The organism is Pseudonocardia sp. EC080619-01, from assembly GCF_001420995.1.
GTDB lineage: Bacteria > Actinomycetota > Actinomycetes > Mycobacteriales > Pseudonocardiaceae > Pseudonocardia.
In genome coordinates this window covers 5,894,135-5,908,957 of record NZ_CP012184.1, presented here as the reverse complement: position 1 = coordinate 5,908,957, position 14,823 = coordinate 5,894,135, and the positions used below count along the sequence as shown (strand labels likewise).

Annotated in this window: 16 protein-coding genes; 12 read left to right on the top strand and 4 right to left on the bottom strand. The window is 69.8% G+C overall.

Going from position 1 to position 14,823, the window contains the following annotated elements:
• The first annotated feature begins 107 nt into the window (after positions 1–107).
• Genes AD017_RS27150 through AD017_RS27110 form a run of 9 tightly spaced genes read left to right on the top strand, consistent with a single transcriptional unit; the run spans position 108 to position 9,123 of the window.
• Complete coding sequence (locus AD017_RS27150) at positions 108–1,598, top strand: aldehyde dehydrogenase (protein WP_082538384.1); 1,491 nt, start codon at positions 108–110, stop codon at positions 1,596–1,598.
• A gap of 32 nt (positions 1,599–1,630) precedes the next feature.
• The gene (locus tag AD017_RS27145; protein ID WP_060575999.1) at positions 1,631–2,755 is read left to right on the top strand and encodes an NDMA-dependent alcohol dehydrogenase; all 1,125 of its coding nucleotides are present in this window, start codon (positions 1,631–1,633) and stop codon (positions 2,753–2,755) included.
• A gap of 5 nt (positions 2,756–2,760) precedes the next feature.
• Positions 2,761–3,525: an SDR family NAD(P)-dependent oxidoreductase gene (locus AD017_RS27140; protein ID WP_060576647.1), complete on the top strand. Its 765-nt coding sequence runs from the start codon at positions 2,761–2,763 to the stop codon at positions 3,523–3,525.
• A 54-nt stretch (positions 3,526–3,579) separates the two neighbouring features.
• Positions 3,580–4,077 (top strand): nuclear transport factor 2 family protein, encoded by a 498-nt coding sequence (locus AD017_RS27135; protein ID WP_060575998.1) that lies wholly within the window; start codon positions 3,580–3,582, stop codon positions 4,075–4,077.
• 8 nt (positions 4,078–4,085) lie between these two features.
• The gene (locus tag AD017_RS27130; protein WP_060576646.1) at positions 4,086–5,369 is read left to right on the top strand and encodes an MFS transporter; all 1,284 of its coding nucleotides are present in this window, start codon (positions 4,086–4,088) and stop codon (positions 5,367–5,369) included.
• Between the two features lie 37 nt (positions 5,370–5,406).
• Positions 5,407–6,216, top strand: a complete 810-nt coding sequence (locus AD017_RS27125) for an alpha/beta fold hydrolase (RefSeq protein ID WP_227012603.1) — start codon at positions 5,407–5,409, stop codon at positions 6,214–6,216.
• Entirely contained in the window at positions 6,213–6,962 is a 750-nt protein-coding gene (locus AD017_RS27120) for an SDR family NAD(P)-dependent oxidoreductase (RefSeq protein WP_060575997.1), read from the top strand. The genes AD017_RS27125 and AD017_RS27120 overlap by 4 nt, the downstream gene beginning before the upstream one ends.
• Positions 6,959–8,311, top strand: coding sequence for an MFS transporter (locus AD017_RS27115; protein WP_082538313.1), 1,353 nt, complete (start codon positions 6,959–6,961; stop codon positions 8,309–8,311). Before AD017_RS27120 ends, AD017_RS27115 begins: the two co-directional genes overlap by 4 nt.
• Positions 8,308–9,123 (top strand): N-acyl homoserine lactonase family protein, encoded by an 816-nt coding sequence (locus AD017_RS27110; protein WP_060575996.1) that lies wholly within the window; start codon positions 8,308–8,310, stop codon positions 9,121–9,123. The genes AD017_RS27115 and AD017_RS27110 overlap by 4 nt, the downstream gene beginning before the upstream one ends.
• Before the next feature lie 157 nt (positions 9,124–9,280).
• Here the strand turns inward: AD017_RS27110 and AD017_RS27105 are convergent, their stop codons facing one another.
• From AD017_RS27105 to AD017_RS27095, 4 genes are all read right to left on the bottom strand, one after another.
• Positions 9,281–9,667, bottom strand: a complete 387-nt coding sequence (locus AD017_RS27105) for a TIGR00266 family protein (protein WP_369821701.1) — start codon at positions 9,665–9,667, stop codon at positions 9,281–9,283.
• Positions 9,552–10,001, bottom strand: coding sequence for an AIM24 family protein (locus AD017_RS37540; protein ID WP_369821654.1), 450 nt, complete (start codon positions 9,999–10,001; stop codon positions 9,552–9,554). Before AD017_RS37540 ends, AD017_RS27105 begins: the two co-directional genes overlap by 116 nt.
• Before the next feature lie 272 nt (positions 10,002–10,273).
• Positions 10,274–10,672 carry a histone-like nucleoid-structuring protein Lsr2 gene (locus AD017_RS27100; RefSeq protein WP_060575995.1) on the bottom strand — a complete coding sequence of 133 codons (399 nt, stop codon included), beginning with the start codon at positions 10,670–10,672 and terminating at the stop codon, positions 10,274–10,276.
• Between the two features lie 55 nt (positions 10,673–10,727).
• Positions 10,728–11,225, bottom strand: coding sequence for a hypothetical protein (locus AD017_RS27095; protein WP_145986089.1), 498 nt, complete (start codon positions 11,223–11,225; stop codon positions 10,728–10,730).
• Positions 11,226–11,543: 318 nt separating this feature from the next.
• Between AD017_RS27095 and AD017_RS27090 the strand changes: the two genes are divergently transcribed.
• The 3 genes from AD017_RS27090 (at position 11,544) to AD017_RS27080 (ending at position 14,816) form a co-directional block, all read left to right on the top strand.
• Positions 11,544–12,764: an MFS transporter gene (locus tag AD017_RS27090; RefSeq protein WP_060576644.1), complete on the top strand. Its 1,221-nt coding sequence runs from the start codon at positions 11,544–11,546 to the stop codon at positions 12,762–12,764.
• A gap of 616 nt (positions 12,765–13,380) precedes the next feature.
• Entirely contained in the window at positions 13,381–14,487 is a 1,107-nt protein-coding gene (locus AD017_RS27085; RefSeq protein WP_060575993.1) for a tyrosine-type recombinase/integrase, read from the top strand.
• Positions 14,484–14,816, top strand: a complete 333-nt coding sequence (locus AD017_RS27080) for a helix-turn-helix transcriptional regulator (RefSeq protein ID WP_060575992.1) — start codon at positions 14,484–14,486, stop codon at positions 14,814–14,816. The genes AD017_RS27085 and AD017_RS27080 overlap by 4 nt, the downstream gene beginning before the upstream one ends.
• The last annotated feature ends 7 nt before the right edge of the window (positions 14,817–14,823 follow it).

Genomic DNA, 14,823 nt, shown 5'->3' with positions numbered 1-14,823 from the left:
CTCTCTGCACGGCAGCCGCTCGATTGGCTCGATCGGCCGCATCTGCCTAGGGGCGTCGCTGTCGTCTTCGCTCTGCAGTTTGTATCAAATATCAATGGAGGGCAATGATGACCTTCGCCAGCGCGGCCCCCGCCGTGACCCACGCGGTGTCCGAGCGACTCACGCTGCCGCCGCACCTGTTCGTGGACGGAGCCGCGATCGCCGCCGGCAGCGGGGAGGAGCTCGCGGTCGTCGATCCGGCGAACGGCCACAGGATCGGCACCGCGACGTGCGGCGACGCCGGCGACGTCGACCGGGCCGTGCAGGCCGCGGCGCGTGCGTTCCGCCCCGGATCGCCCTGGCGGACGACGACCCCGCTGGAGCGGGGCAAGATCCTGCACAGGATCGGCGACGCGATCCTCGAGCGGGCCGACGAGTTCGCCGAGCTCGAGGTCCTCGACGCCGGCAAGGTGCGCGGCGCGGCCCGGTCCATCGACGTCGACTTCGCGGCGCGGGCGTTCCACTACTTCGCCGGCTGGCCGACGAAGATCGTCGGCTCGACCGTCCCGACCTCGCACCCCGGCATCCACATCGCCACCGAGAAGGTCCCGGTCGGGGTCGTCGGCGCGATCACCGCGTGGAACTTCCCGCTGCTGCTCTGCGGCTGGAAGCTCGCCCCCGCGCTGGCGGCCGGCTGCACCGTGGTCCTCAAGCCCTCGGAGGAGACCCCGCACTCGGCCCTCTGGCTCGCCGAGCTCGCCGTCGAGGCCGGTCTACCGCCCGGCGTGCTCAATGTCGTTCCGGGCCGCGCCGACGCCGGACAGGCGCTCGTCGACCACCCGCTCGTCGACAAGATCACCTTCACCGGGTCGACCGCTGTCGGGAAGGAGATCGCTCGCCGGGCCGCGGACCAGGTCAAGCGGGTCTCGCTGGAGCTGGGCGGGAAGAGCGCCAACATCATCTTCGCCGACGCCGACCTGGACGCCGCCGTCGAGGGCTCAGCCGGCGGGCTGTTCTGGCACTCCGGCCAGACCTGCAGCGCGCCGTCGCGGCTGTTCGTGCACCGCTCGGTGCACGACGAGGTCGTCGCGCGGCTGACCACGATCGCCGACGGGCTGAGCCCGGGACACGGCCTCGATGATGGCACCGAGCTCGGACCGCTGGTGAACGCGGCCCAGCAGGACAAGGTCGCCGCACACGTACGCCTGGCCCGGGAACAGGGCGCAACCGTGCACGTGGGCCCCGACGTCCCGGCCGAGGGCTTCTTCCACCCGGCCACGATCGTCTCCGGCGCACGCGATGAGATGGCCTGCGCGACCGACGAGATCTTCGGGCCAGTCCTGACCGTGCTGTCGTTCGACGACACTTACGAGGTCCTGCGCCGCGCCGACGCCAGCGAATACGGCCTCGCCGCCGGCGTGTGGACCCGCGACGTGAGCACCGCGCACCGCGCCACCCGGGCGCTGCGGGCAGGCACCGTCTACGTCAACGGCTGGGGCCTCACCGACCCGGCCGCCCCCTTCGGCGGCTTCCGGCAGTCCGGCTACGGCCGAGACCTCGGTCCGGACAGCCTCGAGGGCTATCTCGAGACCAAGTCCGTCTGGACCTTCCACGGCTGAACGCCACCCCACCCTTCCACTCTGGAGACGACGTGAAGACTCGTGCCGCCGTACTGACCGGCTACCACCAGCCCTTCGAGATCCGGGAGATCGAGCTCGACGAGCCCCGCGCGGGCGAGGTCCTGCTGACGATGTCCGCCGCCGGTCTGTGCCATTCGGACCTGCACATGGTCGACGGCGACAACGTCGTGCGCTTCCCGATCGTCGGCGGTCACGAGGCCGCAGGGATCGTCGAGCAGGTCGGCCCCGGAGTCACCCGGGTCGCACCCGGCGACCACGTCGTGTGCAGCTTCACCCCGGCCTGCGGCACCTGCCGCTACTGCTCCACCGGCAAACAGAACCTCTGCAACTCCGGCGCCACCATCCTCGAGGGCTCCATGCCCGACGGCACCTTCCGGATGCACGACCCCGAGCTCGGTGACATCGGCGGGTTCTGCATGCTCGGCGCCTTCTCCGAGCGCGCCACCGTGTCCGAGCTGTCGTGTGTCAAGGTCGACGACTGGCTCCCGCTGGACAAGGCCGTCCTCGTGGGTTGCGGGGTCCCCACCGGTTGGGGCAGCGCCGTCAACGCCGGGGGAGTCCGGCCAGGCGACACCGTGGTGATCTACGGCCTCGGCGGCGTCGGGATGAACGCGGTGCAGGGCGCCGCCCACGCCGGCGCGAAGTATGTGATCTGCGTGGACCCGGTCGAGTTCAAGCGCAAGACCGCACTCGACTTCGGTGCCACTCACGTGTTCCCCACCGCGGAGGAGGCCGCGGCCGCGACGAAGGAGCTGACCTGGGGCGAGGGTGCCGACCAGGCCATCTGCGTCGTCGGGGTCATGACCGAACAGGTCATCACCGACGCGTTCGACGTGATCGGCAAAGGCAGCACCGTGGTCGTCACGGGGGTGGCCAACCCGGCCAGCCTCACCGTGCACGTGTCGGGCTCCGATCTGGTCTTCAACCAGAAGACGATCAAGGGGACGCTGTTCGGGTCGTCGAACCCCCAGCACGACATCGTCCGGATGCTGCGCCTCTACGACGCCGGACAGCTCAAGCTCGACGAGCTGATCACCCGCCGCTACACCCTCGACCAGATCAACGAGGGCTACCAGGACCTGCGGGACGGGAAGATCGTCCGCGGGGTCATCGACTACTCGCTGACCCGGGCGTGAGCCCGGTGAGAGACAGCGGTACCGACGTCGGCGCTGAACTGGCGGGCACGGTCGCGATCGTCACCGGCGCGGCGAGCGGAATCGGTCTCGCTACGGTCGAGCTGCTGGTCGACCGAGGAGCGCGGGTCGTCGCCGAAGACCGCGACCCGAGGGTGGTCGACCTCGCCTCGGATGCGGTCGCGCCGCTGGTCGCCGACGTCGCCGAAGAGGACAGCGCCCGGCAGGCCGTCGAGCTCGCGAGCGACCGGTTCGGCGGACTCGACGTGCTGGTCAACAACGCCGGGATCATCATCAACAAGACCGTCGCCGAGATGACGCTCGACGAGTGGAACTCGGTGCTCGCCGTCAACGCCACGGGTGCGTTCCTGCACTCCCGCGAAGCCCTACGCGCGATGACACCCCAGCGCTCGGGCGCGATCGTGAACGTCGGTTCCTATGCCTGCTATCAGGCGTTCCCCACGATCGCGGCCTACGCCGCGTCCAAGGGCGCGCTCGCCCAGCTGACCCGCGCCACCGCCCTGGAGGCCATCGTTGCCGGCATCCGGGTCAACGCGGTCGGGACCGGCGACACCCTCACCCACATCCTCGACGACATCCACGACGACGGTCCCGGCTTCCTCGCCGAGCACGGCAGCGGCACCCCGATCGGGCGTGCGGCACAGCCGCGCGAGATCGCCGAGGTGATCGCGTTCCTCGCCTCCGACCGGGCCGCGTACCTGGTCGGCTCGGTCGTGATGGCAGACGGCGGGATGAGCGTCGCCGCGGGCTGACCGCTCCGGCCCCGGCACGAACGCTCCCGACGAGATCCAGACGAGAGGAGACCCATGAGCGACATCGAGACCCGGATCGACCGGATCGAGAGCCGAACGGCCGTCGAACGCCTCGTGGCCCAGTACGCACACGCCTTCGACAGCGGCGACGTCGACCTGCTGCGCACGCTCTGGCACACCGGCGCCGAGCTGCGGCTCGGCGAGCCGTTCGGTGACTTCGCCGGCCTCGACGGGATCGTCGAGGCCGCACACCTGCTCTGGTCGCAGAGCCCCCGCATGCACCACTGGATGTCCAACGTGGTCGTCGACATCGACGACGACGGAGAGACCGCACGCGCCGTCTCCGCACTCGACTGCCTCGTGACCAACGTCGAGACCGGGCCGACCCAGGTCGGCGGGATCTACCGGGACCGCGCGGCACGGCGGGACGGGCGCTGGGCCATCGTGGAACGGGTCTTCGAGCTGCACTACCTCACCCCGGTCTCCGGCTGGGCGCCGGTGCACGGCAGCGAGGCCGCCCCACTCGCGGACCGCGGACGGGCGCCGTCATGACCTCGCCGATGCCCCGCCGTGTCGTCTCGGCCACCCTGATCGGGAACTTCACCGAATGGTTCGACTTCGCCGTATGCGGCGCGGTCGCAGTCACCGTCGGCCGGGTCTTCTTCCCTACCGACGACGCCGTGACCTCCCTGCTCGCCTTGCTGGCCGTGTTCGGCGTGGCGTTCGTGTTCCGCCCGCTCGGCGGCGCGGTGCTGGGCTCGATCGGAGACCGCTACGGCCGCCGCATCGCCCTGTCCACCGCGGTGCTCGGCATCAGCGTGGCGACGACGTGCATCGCGCTGCTACCCGGCTACGCGACCATCGGGTTCTGGGCGCCGGCGCTTCTCGTGCTACTGCGCAGCGTGCAGGGCCTCTCCGCGGGCGGCGAGTGGACCAGCGCCTCGGCGTTCCTCGCCGAGTACGCCCCACCCGGGCGGCGCGGTGCCCGCGCGGCACTGATCTCTGCATCCGGCGGACTGGCGATCGTCACCGGAATCGTCGCGGTGCTCGCTCTGGAGACCGCACTGTCACCGGAGCAGATGCAGACCTGGGGCTGGCGGCTGCCGTTCCTGCTGGCCGCACCGCTGGGCCTGGTCGGGCTCTACCTGCGCCTGCGGATCGACGAGACCCCGGTCTACCAGCAGCTTCGGGCCCAGGACGACGTCGCCGCCGCCCCGCTACGCGAGGCGCTGCGCACCGAACGACGGTCACTGCTCGTCGCGTTCGCGTGCTCGTCGGTCACCGGCGTCGGCTTCTACTACCTGGCGACCTACTTCGCGAACGCCATGTCGGTGACCGGATCACGCCCGTCCGCACTGCTCGTCACCTCCGTCGCACTGGTGCTCTACGTCGCGCTGTGCGTACCCGCCGGGAGGCTGTCCGACCGGATCGGCCGCAGGCCGGTCTACATCGGGTCGGCGATCGGGCACGTCGTCCTTGCCGTGCCCGTCATGATGCTGATCGGCTCCGGCTCGCCGTGGCTCGCACTACTCGGCATGTGCCTGTTCGCGGTACCGCAGGCCGGCCTGAACGTCATGTCCTCGATCGTCCTGGTCGAGCTGTTCCCCGCCCGGACCCGCTCCAGCGGTGCGGCGCTGGCCTACAGCCTCGGCGTCGGACCGATCGCCGGGACCGCACCGCTGGTCGCGGCCGCGCTGACGGCTGCCACCGGGACGGTCGTCGCCTCGGCGCTCTACCTGGCGGCGATCGCACTCGTCGTCGGGATCGTGCTGACCAGGACCCTGCCTGAGACCGCGGGGCGGTCGCTCACCTGCGGAGCGCCCACCACCGTCGCCACCGGCTGATCGACGACGACCAGCCGAACCGACCCGGGAGGACCCCATGGCCGACACCGCCTCGATGCCCGTGACCGACGTGGCCGACACCGGCGACGGCCCGCCGGTGCTGTTCAGCCACGGCACACTGCTCGACCGCACGATGTTCCTGCCCCAGACGCAGGCACTGGCCGCGTCCTACCGCACCATCGCCTGGACCAGCCGGGCCGGGACCACCCGCTACGGCACCGAACGATCCCTCGACGACCTCGTCGCGGACACCGTCGCGATCGCCGACGATGCGGGCGTCGACCGCTTCGTGCTGGTCGGAATGTCGGTCGGCGGCTTCATAGCCATCGAGCTGGCCCTGCGGTACCCGGAACGGGTCGCGGGCCTGGTCCTGATGGCGACCCAGAGCGCCGCCTACACCGCGCAGGAGCGCCAGGAGTTCGGCGCCCTGCTCGAGCCGCTCGACACCGACGGCCCGATCCCCGAATCCGTGATCGACGCGTTCCGGCCGGTGATCTTCGGCGAGCGTGCCCTCACAGAGCGGCCCGAACTGGTCGAACGCTGGACCACGGCATGGCGCGGGCGCCCGGCCCGGTCGCTGTACGGCGAGTATCGCTCCTGGATCGACAAACCCGACCGGACCGCGGACCTGGCCCGGATCACCGTCCCGACCCTGGTCCTGCACGGCGAGGGCGACAACGGCATCGCCGCGGAACACGCCCGGACCATGCACGCCCACCTGCCGGACTCCACCTACGCGCCGATCTCCGGTGCGGGCCATCTGCTCACCGAGGAGCAGCCCGAGGCGGTCACCGCCGCGCTCATCGACTGGCTCCGCGCCGCATCCCCCTGGGAGGGACCCGCATGAGCAACGCAACCCACGAGCTGACCGGCGACGTCGCCGTCGTCACCGGGGGCAGCCGCGGCATCGGCGCCGCCGTCGTCACCGCGCTCGCCGAGGCCGGCGCCTCCGTCGTCGTCGCGGGCGGCTCGGAGAAGCACGGCCGCGCATTGGTCGACGAGCTCGGCCCGGCCCACCGCTACCTGCCGCACGACGTCAGCTCCGAGCAGTCCTGGGACGAGCTCACCGCGTCGGTCCGGACCGAGCTCGGTGAGATCACGCTGCTCGTGAACAACGCCGGGATCCTCGATCCGGGCCACGACATCAGCGAGACCAGCGTCGAGAACTTCGACCGGCACTACCGGGTCAACCAGCTCGGCGTGTTCCTCGGCATGCGGGCAGTCGCCGGGCCGATGAAGCAGGCGGGGGAGGGATCGATCGTCAACCTCTCATCGATCGGAGGCCACCGCGGCTATGCGAACCAGATCGGGTACTCGACGACCAAATGGGCCGTGCGCGGTATGACCAAGTGCGCCGCAGTCGAGCTCGGACCGCACGGGGTACGGGTCAACTCGGTCGCGCCCGGCTTCATCAGCACCACGATGATCGACGTGATGCCGGGCTCGCAGATCGATGCGGTCACCGCCGCCACGCCGCTGCGCCGCCGCGGAACGGCCGAGGAGATCTCCCGTGCGGTGCTGTTTCTCGCCGCGCGGGACTGCCCGTTCATGACCGGCGCCGAGCTGGTCGTCGACGGCGGGCTGGCGCTGTGAGCACGCCGCGGACGACGGCGGCCCGGTCGCGGCAGGTCGTGGGCGCCGCCGCGGCGGGCAACGTACTGGAATGGTTCGACTTCGCGCTCTACGGCTTCTTCGCCGTCACCATCGGGCAGCTGTTCTTCCCCTCCACGAGCCCGACCGCCTCGCTGCTGGCGGCACTGGCGGTGTTCGGAGTCGCGTTCATCATGCGGCCCCTCGGCGGAGTCGTGCTCGGGCGGCTGGCCGATCGGACCGGACGCCGGCCCGCGCTGACCCTGTCGGTGCTGCTGATGGGCGTCTCCACCACGCTGATCGCCTGCCTCCCGAGCCACGCGACGATCGGGGTCGCAGCTCCGCTGCTGCTCGTCGCGCTGCGCTGCGTGCAGGGCTTCTCGGCAGGCGGCGAGTACGCGGGGGCCACGACCTACCTTCTGGAGAACGCGCCGTCGCACCGGCGAGGCCTGTGGAGCAGCATCATCTCCGCGACGTCGGCGATCGGTGTACTGCTGGCCGGTGTCGTCGCACTGGGCGCCACGGCCTGGCTCACCGAGGAGCAGGTCACCGCATGGGGTTGGCGACTGCCGTTCCTGCTTGCGGCACCGCTGGCGGTGGTCGGCCTCTACATCCGCTACCGGCTCGACGACACCCCGGTCTTCCAAGAGCTCGAAGCCCGCGACGAGGTCCCGCAGGAGCCGCTGCGCAGCCTCGGCCGCTCCGGCATCGGCCGGATCGGGCTCGTGTTCGCCGCGACCGCGGTCGCCGGGCTCGGCTTCTACTACCTCGCGACCTACGTGGTCACCCACCTCACCACGGTTGTCGGGCTGGGCCGGACCGAGGCCCTGCTGCTCACGATCGCCGGGCTGGCGATCTACTCGCTGGTCTGCCCGCTCGCCGGGATGTCGGGGGACCGGTGGGGACGCCGGCCGACGATCCTCCTCGGCGGACTGGGACTGGCAGTGGTCGCGATTCCCAGCTTCCTGCTCATCGGATCCGGAACCCCCGCCCTGATCCTGATCGGGCTGACCGCCTTCGCGATGTTCGAGGCCCTGGCGAACGTCATGCTGGGACTGCTACTCGTCGAACTGTTCCCGGCCCGCACCCGGGTCAGCGGCAGCGCCATCGGGTTCAACCTGGCCCAGGCCGCCGTCGGCGGGCCGGGCCCGCTCGTCGCAGCCACGCTGGCAGCCGGCCTCGGACTCCCCGTCGCCCCCGCGTTCTACGTGGTCGCCGTGGCGTTGCTGGCCACGATCGCACTGGCCCGATACCTGCCCGAGACCCGCGGCACCGACCTGATCACCGGCACGAGGTCACCGGCGGCCGCCCCGGCGACCGGTGACCTCACAACGGTGGAGGAGACCCGATGAGCACCGACAAGATCAGGGTGACGATCCTGCCGACCGGCACGGTTCACGCCGACCTGCAATGGCTGCTCGTCGACCCGGCCCGGATGCTCACCCGCAACGGTGGCCCCCGCGCCCGCGACTGGGTGGACGTGCCGACCCACGTCGTCTTCATCGAACACCCGAACGGCCAGAAGCTGCTGTGGGACGCGGGCGTCCCGCGGGACTGGGAGACCCGGTGGGCCCCGATGGGATTCGACGAGACCTTCCCGATCGACGGCGTGCCGGAGGATGACTGGCTCGACTCGCGGCTGCGCCAGCTCGAGATCGGGCCCGACGACATCGACCTGCTCGTGCTCTCACACCTGCACATCGACCACGTGGGCAACGCCCAGTTGTGGGCGGGCACCTCCACGACGATCCTCGTCGACGAGGCCGAGAAGGAGGGCGCATTCTCCTTCGACGGCGCCAACCTGGGTGCGCACCTGAAGTCGGACTACGACGGCCTCGAGCTCACCACGATCGCCGCCGACACCGAGCTGATGCCCGGGGTGACCGCGCTCCGCACGCCGGGCCACACCTGGGGGACCCTGTCCCTGCAGGTCGACCTCGCCGACAGCGGGACGATGATCTTCGCATCGGACGCGCTGTACCGCAGCGAGTCCTACGGCCCGCCCGCGCTGCCCGCGGCGATCGTCCACGACACAGTCGCGTGGTTCGCCTCGGTCGAGAAGATCCGCGGAATCGCCGAACGCACCGGTGGGCAGGTCGTCTTCGGCCACGACGCAGCCCAGCTCCGGACCCTGCGCACCGGCGTCGGCAACTCCTACACGTGACCGGCGCCGACGGGGCAGGAGCCGTGTATGCCGATGCGGAATCCACCACGCCCGGAGGACGACAGCTGGACGCGCTGCGGCCGGGCGGGTCCCGTTCTTGCCCCTCACGACGTCGGTCTCATCGGCCGCACGGCGCGGCAGAGCGGAGCGGACCGGCTCAGCCCTTGGCCGGCAGGTGCGGCTTCAACGCGTCGGCGAGGGCCTGAAGGTTGCGCGACTGCAGCAGCAGGTTCCCGGGCCCGGTGAACTCGGCGACCAGCCCCTCACCCGAGGTCATCGACTTCCATGCGCTCTTGGCCGCCTTGCGGACCTGGTACTGCATCGACGAGTCCCAGGCGACCAGGTGGCCGGTGTCGACGATCAGGGTCTCGCCCGCCGCGAGCTCCTGGGGGAGCAGCGCGCCGAACGCGCTCAGGAACACCACCCCGTCACCACTGGCGCGCACGACCAGGGCGTTGTCGGAGGCGAAGAAGGCCTTGGCGCCGCCCCACTGGGTATCGACCGCGACGTCCTCGGTAGCGGCGAGGTAGGCGTGACCGGCGATGTCGTAGGAGTTCCCGCTCAGTGCGGCGGCGACCAGGTCGCCGGGGGGCCGGCGGGGCGAGCAGCAGCCTGCCTCGACCGTCCTGAGCGGTGAAGGTCGACACCGATGCCGAGCGTCCACCCGCGGAGCGCTTCATCGCGCTCCACAAACCACCTTCGAGCTCGGTGGTCAGGTCGATCTCACGGCTCATGGCCACCATCGCGCCCGCCTCGGCCCGGACCGAACGGCCGGCTTCGAGCCAGAGCGTGGCCAGTGCGCCGGTGGGCCGGAAGTCGATGGTGTAGGTGAGACCGGCGTGTCCGCCCTGGTCCGCGAGCACGGTGAGCGCTGTCATCGTGTTCCTCCTGTGGTCGATCATGGTGGGCAGGCCGGTGGGTACGCCTCGCCCGCTCTTCCCGGACGTGAGGGGTGCACCGTGCCGTGACATGAGCGCAGCGAACACCGTGCCGCAGCGGCACGGTCAAGACCGGTCGACCATCGGTGCCGATCGATGGACGGGGGATCCGGGTGCGGCCCGGCCGATCCGCGACCGGCACGGAGTCGGTGCCGCAGGCCGACACGGAACACGAACCGACGGCCGAACCAGGGGAGGGGCGTGTGTCCGCCTCAGCTCGTGGAGACCTCCGACCCCTGTCCGCCCCCACCGGTCTCCCGGCGCCACTGCTCGATCAGCGATCGTTTGAACCGGTTGTTCGCCGGAACCGGGAGATCCTTGGACTCGGCCCACTGGCGCACCTGTTCCCGCTCGGCCGCGGAGAGTCCGGTGCGCGTCGGAGGCCTCCGGTCACCCTCGCGGCGCGGGCCGCCGCGGTCCGGAACCGACGCCGGCGCGGACGCCTCGACCCGACCGGCGTCGACATACGGTCGCAGTGCGGTGAGGAGCTTGCGGTACTCCGCACCTGCGAGGTCGATCTCGATCCGCATCTGGTCGATATGAATCTCGTGCGACTCGACGTCGTCCTCGACGCCGCTCACATCGCAGTAGCGGATCTGCCGGATCCCCATACGGTGCCTCCCTCGATCACATGGAGCTGAAACCGCGCACTGAGCCCGGCGCGATTCAGCCGGTCTTCGTGCTGGTCCCGGTCGCTCGAGCGCTCTCGGCCGCCGCCCGCGCAGCGCTCTTGCGCAATGCTGCGACGGTCTGACCGGCCAGCGCCTTCGACGCCACGGAGTCACCGATCTGGCGAGGAGTCATGTGACCGCGACCGGACGGAGCCAGATAGGTCTGCCCCTCGGCTCCGGTGCGGTACTCCAGAGACGAGGCGACCCGATGGAACCGCGTGCGCTGACCGCGACGACGGGCCCCCTCCCACTTCTCCACCCGCACCGCCAGCGTGCAGCACGTGCAGGTCAACCGCCGCAGCAGCAGACCGTCGTCGTCGACACCGGTGAAATGGATACCGGCCTCGCGGATGGTCGGGAACAGATGACGTCCCCGTTCACGGCACGCCAGCACCTCGTCGGAGACCCGGTCGACGTACAGGTCCACATCGGCGTCCGAGGCCCGGACGTAACCGGCCTCGGCCTGCTGCTCACCCTGAATCGATGTCGGCATGGTGGACACGTCGTCCTCAGCCACCGCGAGACCTCCTACATACGTCGATGGAGTAGCAGTCGCCGACGATATCTCTGGCATCACGGTGATCGCGCGACACCATCACTGTGATCCGTCCAATCACGGACGATCCGACCGGTGGCACGAGGTCGAGTGTCCGACCTGACCTGGTCCGGCGCCACGACCGGAGCCGACCGAATCGTCGATCCGGCGCACCATGCCACCGCGCGATCCCGAACCCGGCATCGCCGGCCAGGACTGCACGTGCCCACCGCGCGCACTTGACCACGACGCGACGTCAGGGTTTCTGCTGTGCTCATGCCACCCGTCGTGATCGCCTACCTCGGCGCCCACTTCCTGAGCCTGCTCGGCAACGGACTCGCTGCGGTCGCGCTACCGCTGATCGTCCTGCAGACCACCGGCAGCCCGCTCGGCGTCAGCGCCGTCTCGGCGGCGACGGCCGTCCCCGCGGTGATCGTCGGTCTCTCCGCCGGCGTCGTGCTGGACCGCTACAACCGCAGGAACTTCTCGATCATCGCCGACATCATCTCCGCCGCAGCAGTGGCCGCCATCCCACTGGTCGACCTGCTGTGGGGACTGAACCTGTCGTGGTTCATCGCGCTGGCGATCATCGGCTCCTTCGGCGACGTCCCCGGCATGACCGCACGCGAGATCCTGGTCCCCGCCGTGGCCCGCCACAGCGGCATGCGACTGGAACGCGTGGTCGGACTCCGCCAGTCCATGACGTCGATGGCACTGGTGATCGGTCCCGCCGCCGCCGGCACGCTGCTCGCCCTGTTCGAGGGGAGCACCGTGCTCCTGCTCGTCGCCGCCACGTCGGTGACCGCCGCGCTGCTCACGGCACTGGTCCCGCACCGGTTCGGCCGCATCGACACCCGAGGCGCTGAGCGGGAACCGGTGTGGACACAGCTCACCGCCGGCGCAGCAGTACTGCGCCGCAGCAGGTTCCTCACCGGCACCGTCGGACTCACCGTCGGACTCGCGACCGTCGTCGGCGGGCTGCAGGGCCTGATCCTGCCCCTGTACTTCAGCGTCATCGAACGCCCCGACCTGCTCGGGTTCGTCCTCACCGCCCTCGCCGTCGGCATGCTCGCCGGGACCAGCGTCTACGCCGGGATCGGTACCCGCAGGACCCGGCGGTTCTGGATGGCCACCGCACTGACCGGAACCACCGTCGGGTTCCTGACGATGGCGACCCTGATCTCACCGCTGGTGGTCCTCGCCGGGGCCGCCCTGCTCGGTCTCACCAACGCCCTGCAGGGCGCGGTGGTCGGGGTCCTGCAGGCCGAGCGCACACCCGAGCAGACCCGTGGCCGGGTGCTCAGCCTGCAGAACGCCCTCCTGCAGGTCGCCGCACCCGCCGGGATCGCCGTGGCCGGGATCGTCGCCGAGTACGGATCACCGACAGCGGCGGCCCTCGCGCTGGTGGGTGCCTGGCTGATGATCCTCGCCGTCGTTCTCGCCTCCCGCGCACTGACAGACCTCGAACCGCGGGGACAGACCGTCGTGGATCAGTGACGTCGGCACGACCACCAGGATCGGCGACACCAAGGAATTATGACAGTTATCGCGGCCGGCGCATGACGCCGAGCGAGCGGGGGATCCGCCCTCAGGGCAAGCCGTGGCCGAGTCCGGTCGGCCGTCGGACCTCACGGACGCCTGTGACGGCGACTGAACGGATGCCATGGGCTGCGGCCCTCAGTGCATCGCGCCGACGACGAACGGACACGGCAACCCGGCGATCGCTGAGTCCTCGATGTCGGGATCACATCCGTGCGAAGGGCCGGCGGCCGGCGACACCGGCGGGAACGAGAGCACGCCCCGGGGCACTCGGAACTCCCCTGATGTCGAACCGATAATGCACGTTATGACAGTCGAGGGGCTGCGTATCGCATCAGATGAATCAACTGCCCGTCTCCCGTCCTGTCGGCCGAGGCAGGTCGCGACGAGGGGTCTGACCTGCGACAGGCCTGCTGTTCGCGTGGTCGTGTCGGCGTCGATCTGCGGGGTTGACCGTGCCGTACGTTGCTGATAGGCCTCCGTTCAGGTTTCGGGCTGACCTGCAGCGACACCCTTGACGTCTCACCGGATGCATCGTTGAATCATCAGATGCAACGGGTCGTCGGGAGGTGCGATGCAGCTTGATGGGTCCGGCCGGATCCGGCTGGTGCGGTCGATCCCGGTCCTGCGGCCGGCCGAGCAGGTGCAGCAGCTGATGCTCGAAGGCTGGCGCAACCAGCAACTGTCTCGCAATCTCCAGTTCTCCACCATCGAGCAGCGGTTGCGCTGTGTGCAGCGTTTCATCGCTCACGTGAATGAGGATCCGTGGAACTGGACGCCCGTGATGGTCGAGGAGTTCTCGGCTGACCTGCGCTCGGTCAAGCACGTGAGCCATTCGACATTGCGAGGTTATCACTCGGCGTTACGCGCGTTTTCCAGTTATATCAGTAACCCCGACTACGGGTGGGACCGCGTCTGCGAGCAGTACTTCGGTACTCATCCAGCGCAGGTCTTCTTTGAATGGAACACCGCTCCCCACGTTCAGGCCTACGATGGCCGGCCGACCAAGCGGCCGTACACGCGCGAAGAACTAGACGCGCTGTTTCTGCATGCTGATCAGCAGGTCGAGCGGATCGGTGCGTCCGGTCGTAAGGGCTGGAAGCCAGCCTTCCGCGACGCCGTCATGATGAAGACGGCCTACGCCTACGGCCTTCGGTTCAACGAGCTGCGCCACCTGCAGACCATTGATTTCGCACGTAACCCGCACGCGCGAGAGTTCGGGCGGTTCGGGGTCTGCAAGGTCCGTTACGGCAAGGCTCGGCGCGCCTCCCCGAACAAGGGCCGCAGCGTTCTCACCGTGTGGCGATGGACGCCCGAAATCCTCGACGATTGGCTGGTCAACGGCCGCGGCGAACCCGACACACTCGACCTGTTCCCCAGCGAACGCGGCGGTCTTGTCGTCGAGTCGACTCTGCTCAGACGGTTGCGTCGGTACTGCGAAGACCTCGGTTTCGCCGACGGCGTCGACATCCACTCGTTTCGTCGCTCGTATGCCACCCACCTGCTCGAGGCGGGCTGGGATCCGCGGTTCGTCCAGGACCAGATGGGGCATGAGTACGCTTCCACCACAGGGATCTACCAGTTCACGTCTGACGAGTTCCGTCGGTCCACACTCCGCGGGGCTCTGGACCGCACGGTCACTGACGCGCTCGCACGCAGAACCGAGGACCGAACACCATGAGACGCAAAGTCGACTACACGTGGCGCCTGGCCGAGCTCATGGCCGCGCGAGGTCTGCACAACACGACCGAGCTCATCCCGCTGCTCGCAGAACGCGACATCACGCTGTCGCGTCCGCAGGTCTATCGGCTGGTCAACCAGCGCCCCGAGCGAGTATCTCTGCAGCTCATCGCCGCGATCTGCGACATCTTCGATTGTCGCCCCGATGACCTACTCACGGTGACGGCCACCGACGCACGGGCACGCAAGACCGGCACGACCAACCCGGCCAATGTCGTCGACCTCAACCGCACGCTCCGCCCCCGCCGCGCGAACATCCTCGACGAGTAACACCGAG

Excerpts from the sequence above, each read along its gene's own strand:
- AD017_RS27120 (WP_060575997.1), top strand. The coding sequence starts at position 6,213 with ATGAGCAACGCAACCCACGAGCTGACCGGCGACGTCGCCGTCGTCACC.
- AD017_RS37540 (WP_369821654.1), bottom strand. The coding sequence starts at position 10,001 with ATGACAGCGCTCACCGTGCTCGCGGACCAGGGCGGACACGCCGGTCTC.
- AD017_RS27095 (WP_145986089.1), bottom strand. The coding sequence starts at position 11,225 with ATGCCGACATCGATTCAGGGTGAGCAGCAGGCCGAGGCCGGTTACGTC.
- AD017_RS27085 (WP_060575993.1), top strand. The coding sequence starts at position 13,381 with ATGCAGCTTGATGGGTCCGGCCGGATCCGGCTGGTGCGGTCGATCCCG.
- AD017_RS27130 (WP_060576646.1), top strand. The coding sequence starts at position 4,086 with ATGCCCCGCCGTGTCGTCTCGGCCACCCTGATCGGGAACTTCACCGAA.
- AD017_RS27150 (WP_082538384.1), top strand. The coding sequence starts at position 108 with ATGACCTTCGCCAGCGCGGCCCCCGCCGTGACCCACGCGGTGTCCGAG.
- AD017_RS27125 (WP_227012603.1), top strand. The coding sequence starts at position 5,407 with ATGGCCGACACCGCCTCGATGCCCGTGACCGACGTGGCCGACACCGGC.
- AD017_RS27080 (WP_060575992.1), top strand. The coding sequence starts at position 14,484 with ATGAGACGCAAAGTCGACTACACGTGGCGCCTGGCCGAGCTCATGGCC.
- AD017_RS27090 (WP_060576644.1), top strand. The coding sequence starts at position 11,544 with ATGCCACCCGTCGTGATCGCCTACCTCGGCGCCCACTTCCTGAGCCTG.
- AD017_RS27100 (WP_060575995.1), bottom strand. The coding sequence starts at position 10,672 with ATGGGGATCCGGCAGATCCGCTACTGCGATGTGAGCGGCGTCGAGGAC.
- AD017_RS27110 (WP_060575996.1), top strand. The coding sequence starts at position 8,308 with ATGAGCACCGACAAGATCAGGGTGACGATCCTGCCGACCGGCACGGTT.
- AD017_RS27135 (WP_060575998.1), top strand. The coding sequence starts at position 3,580 with ATGAGCGACATCGAGACCCGGATCGACCGGATCGAGAGCCGAACGGCC.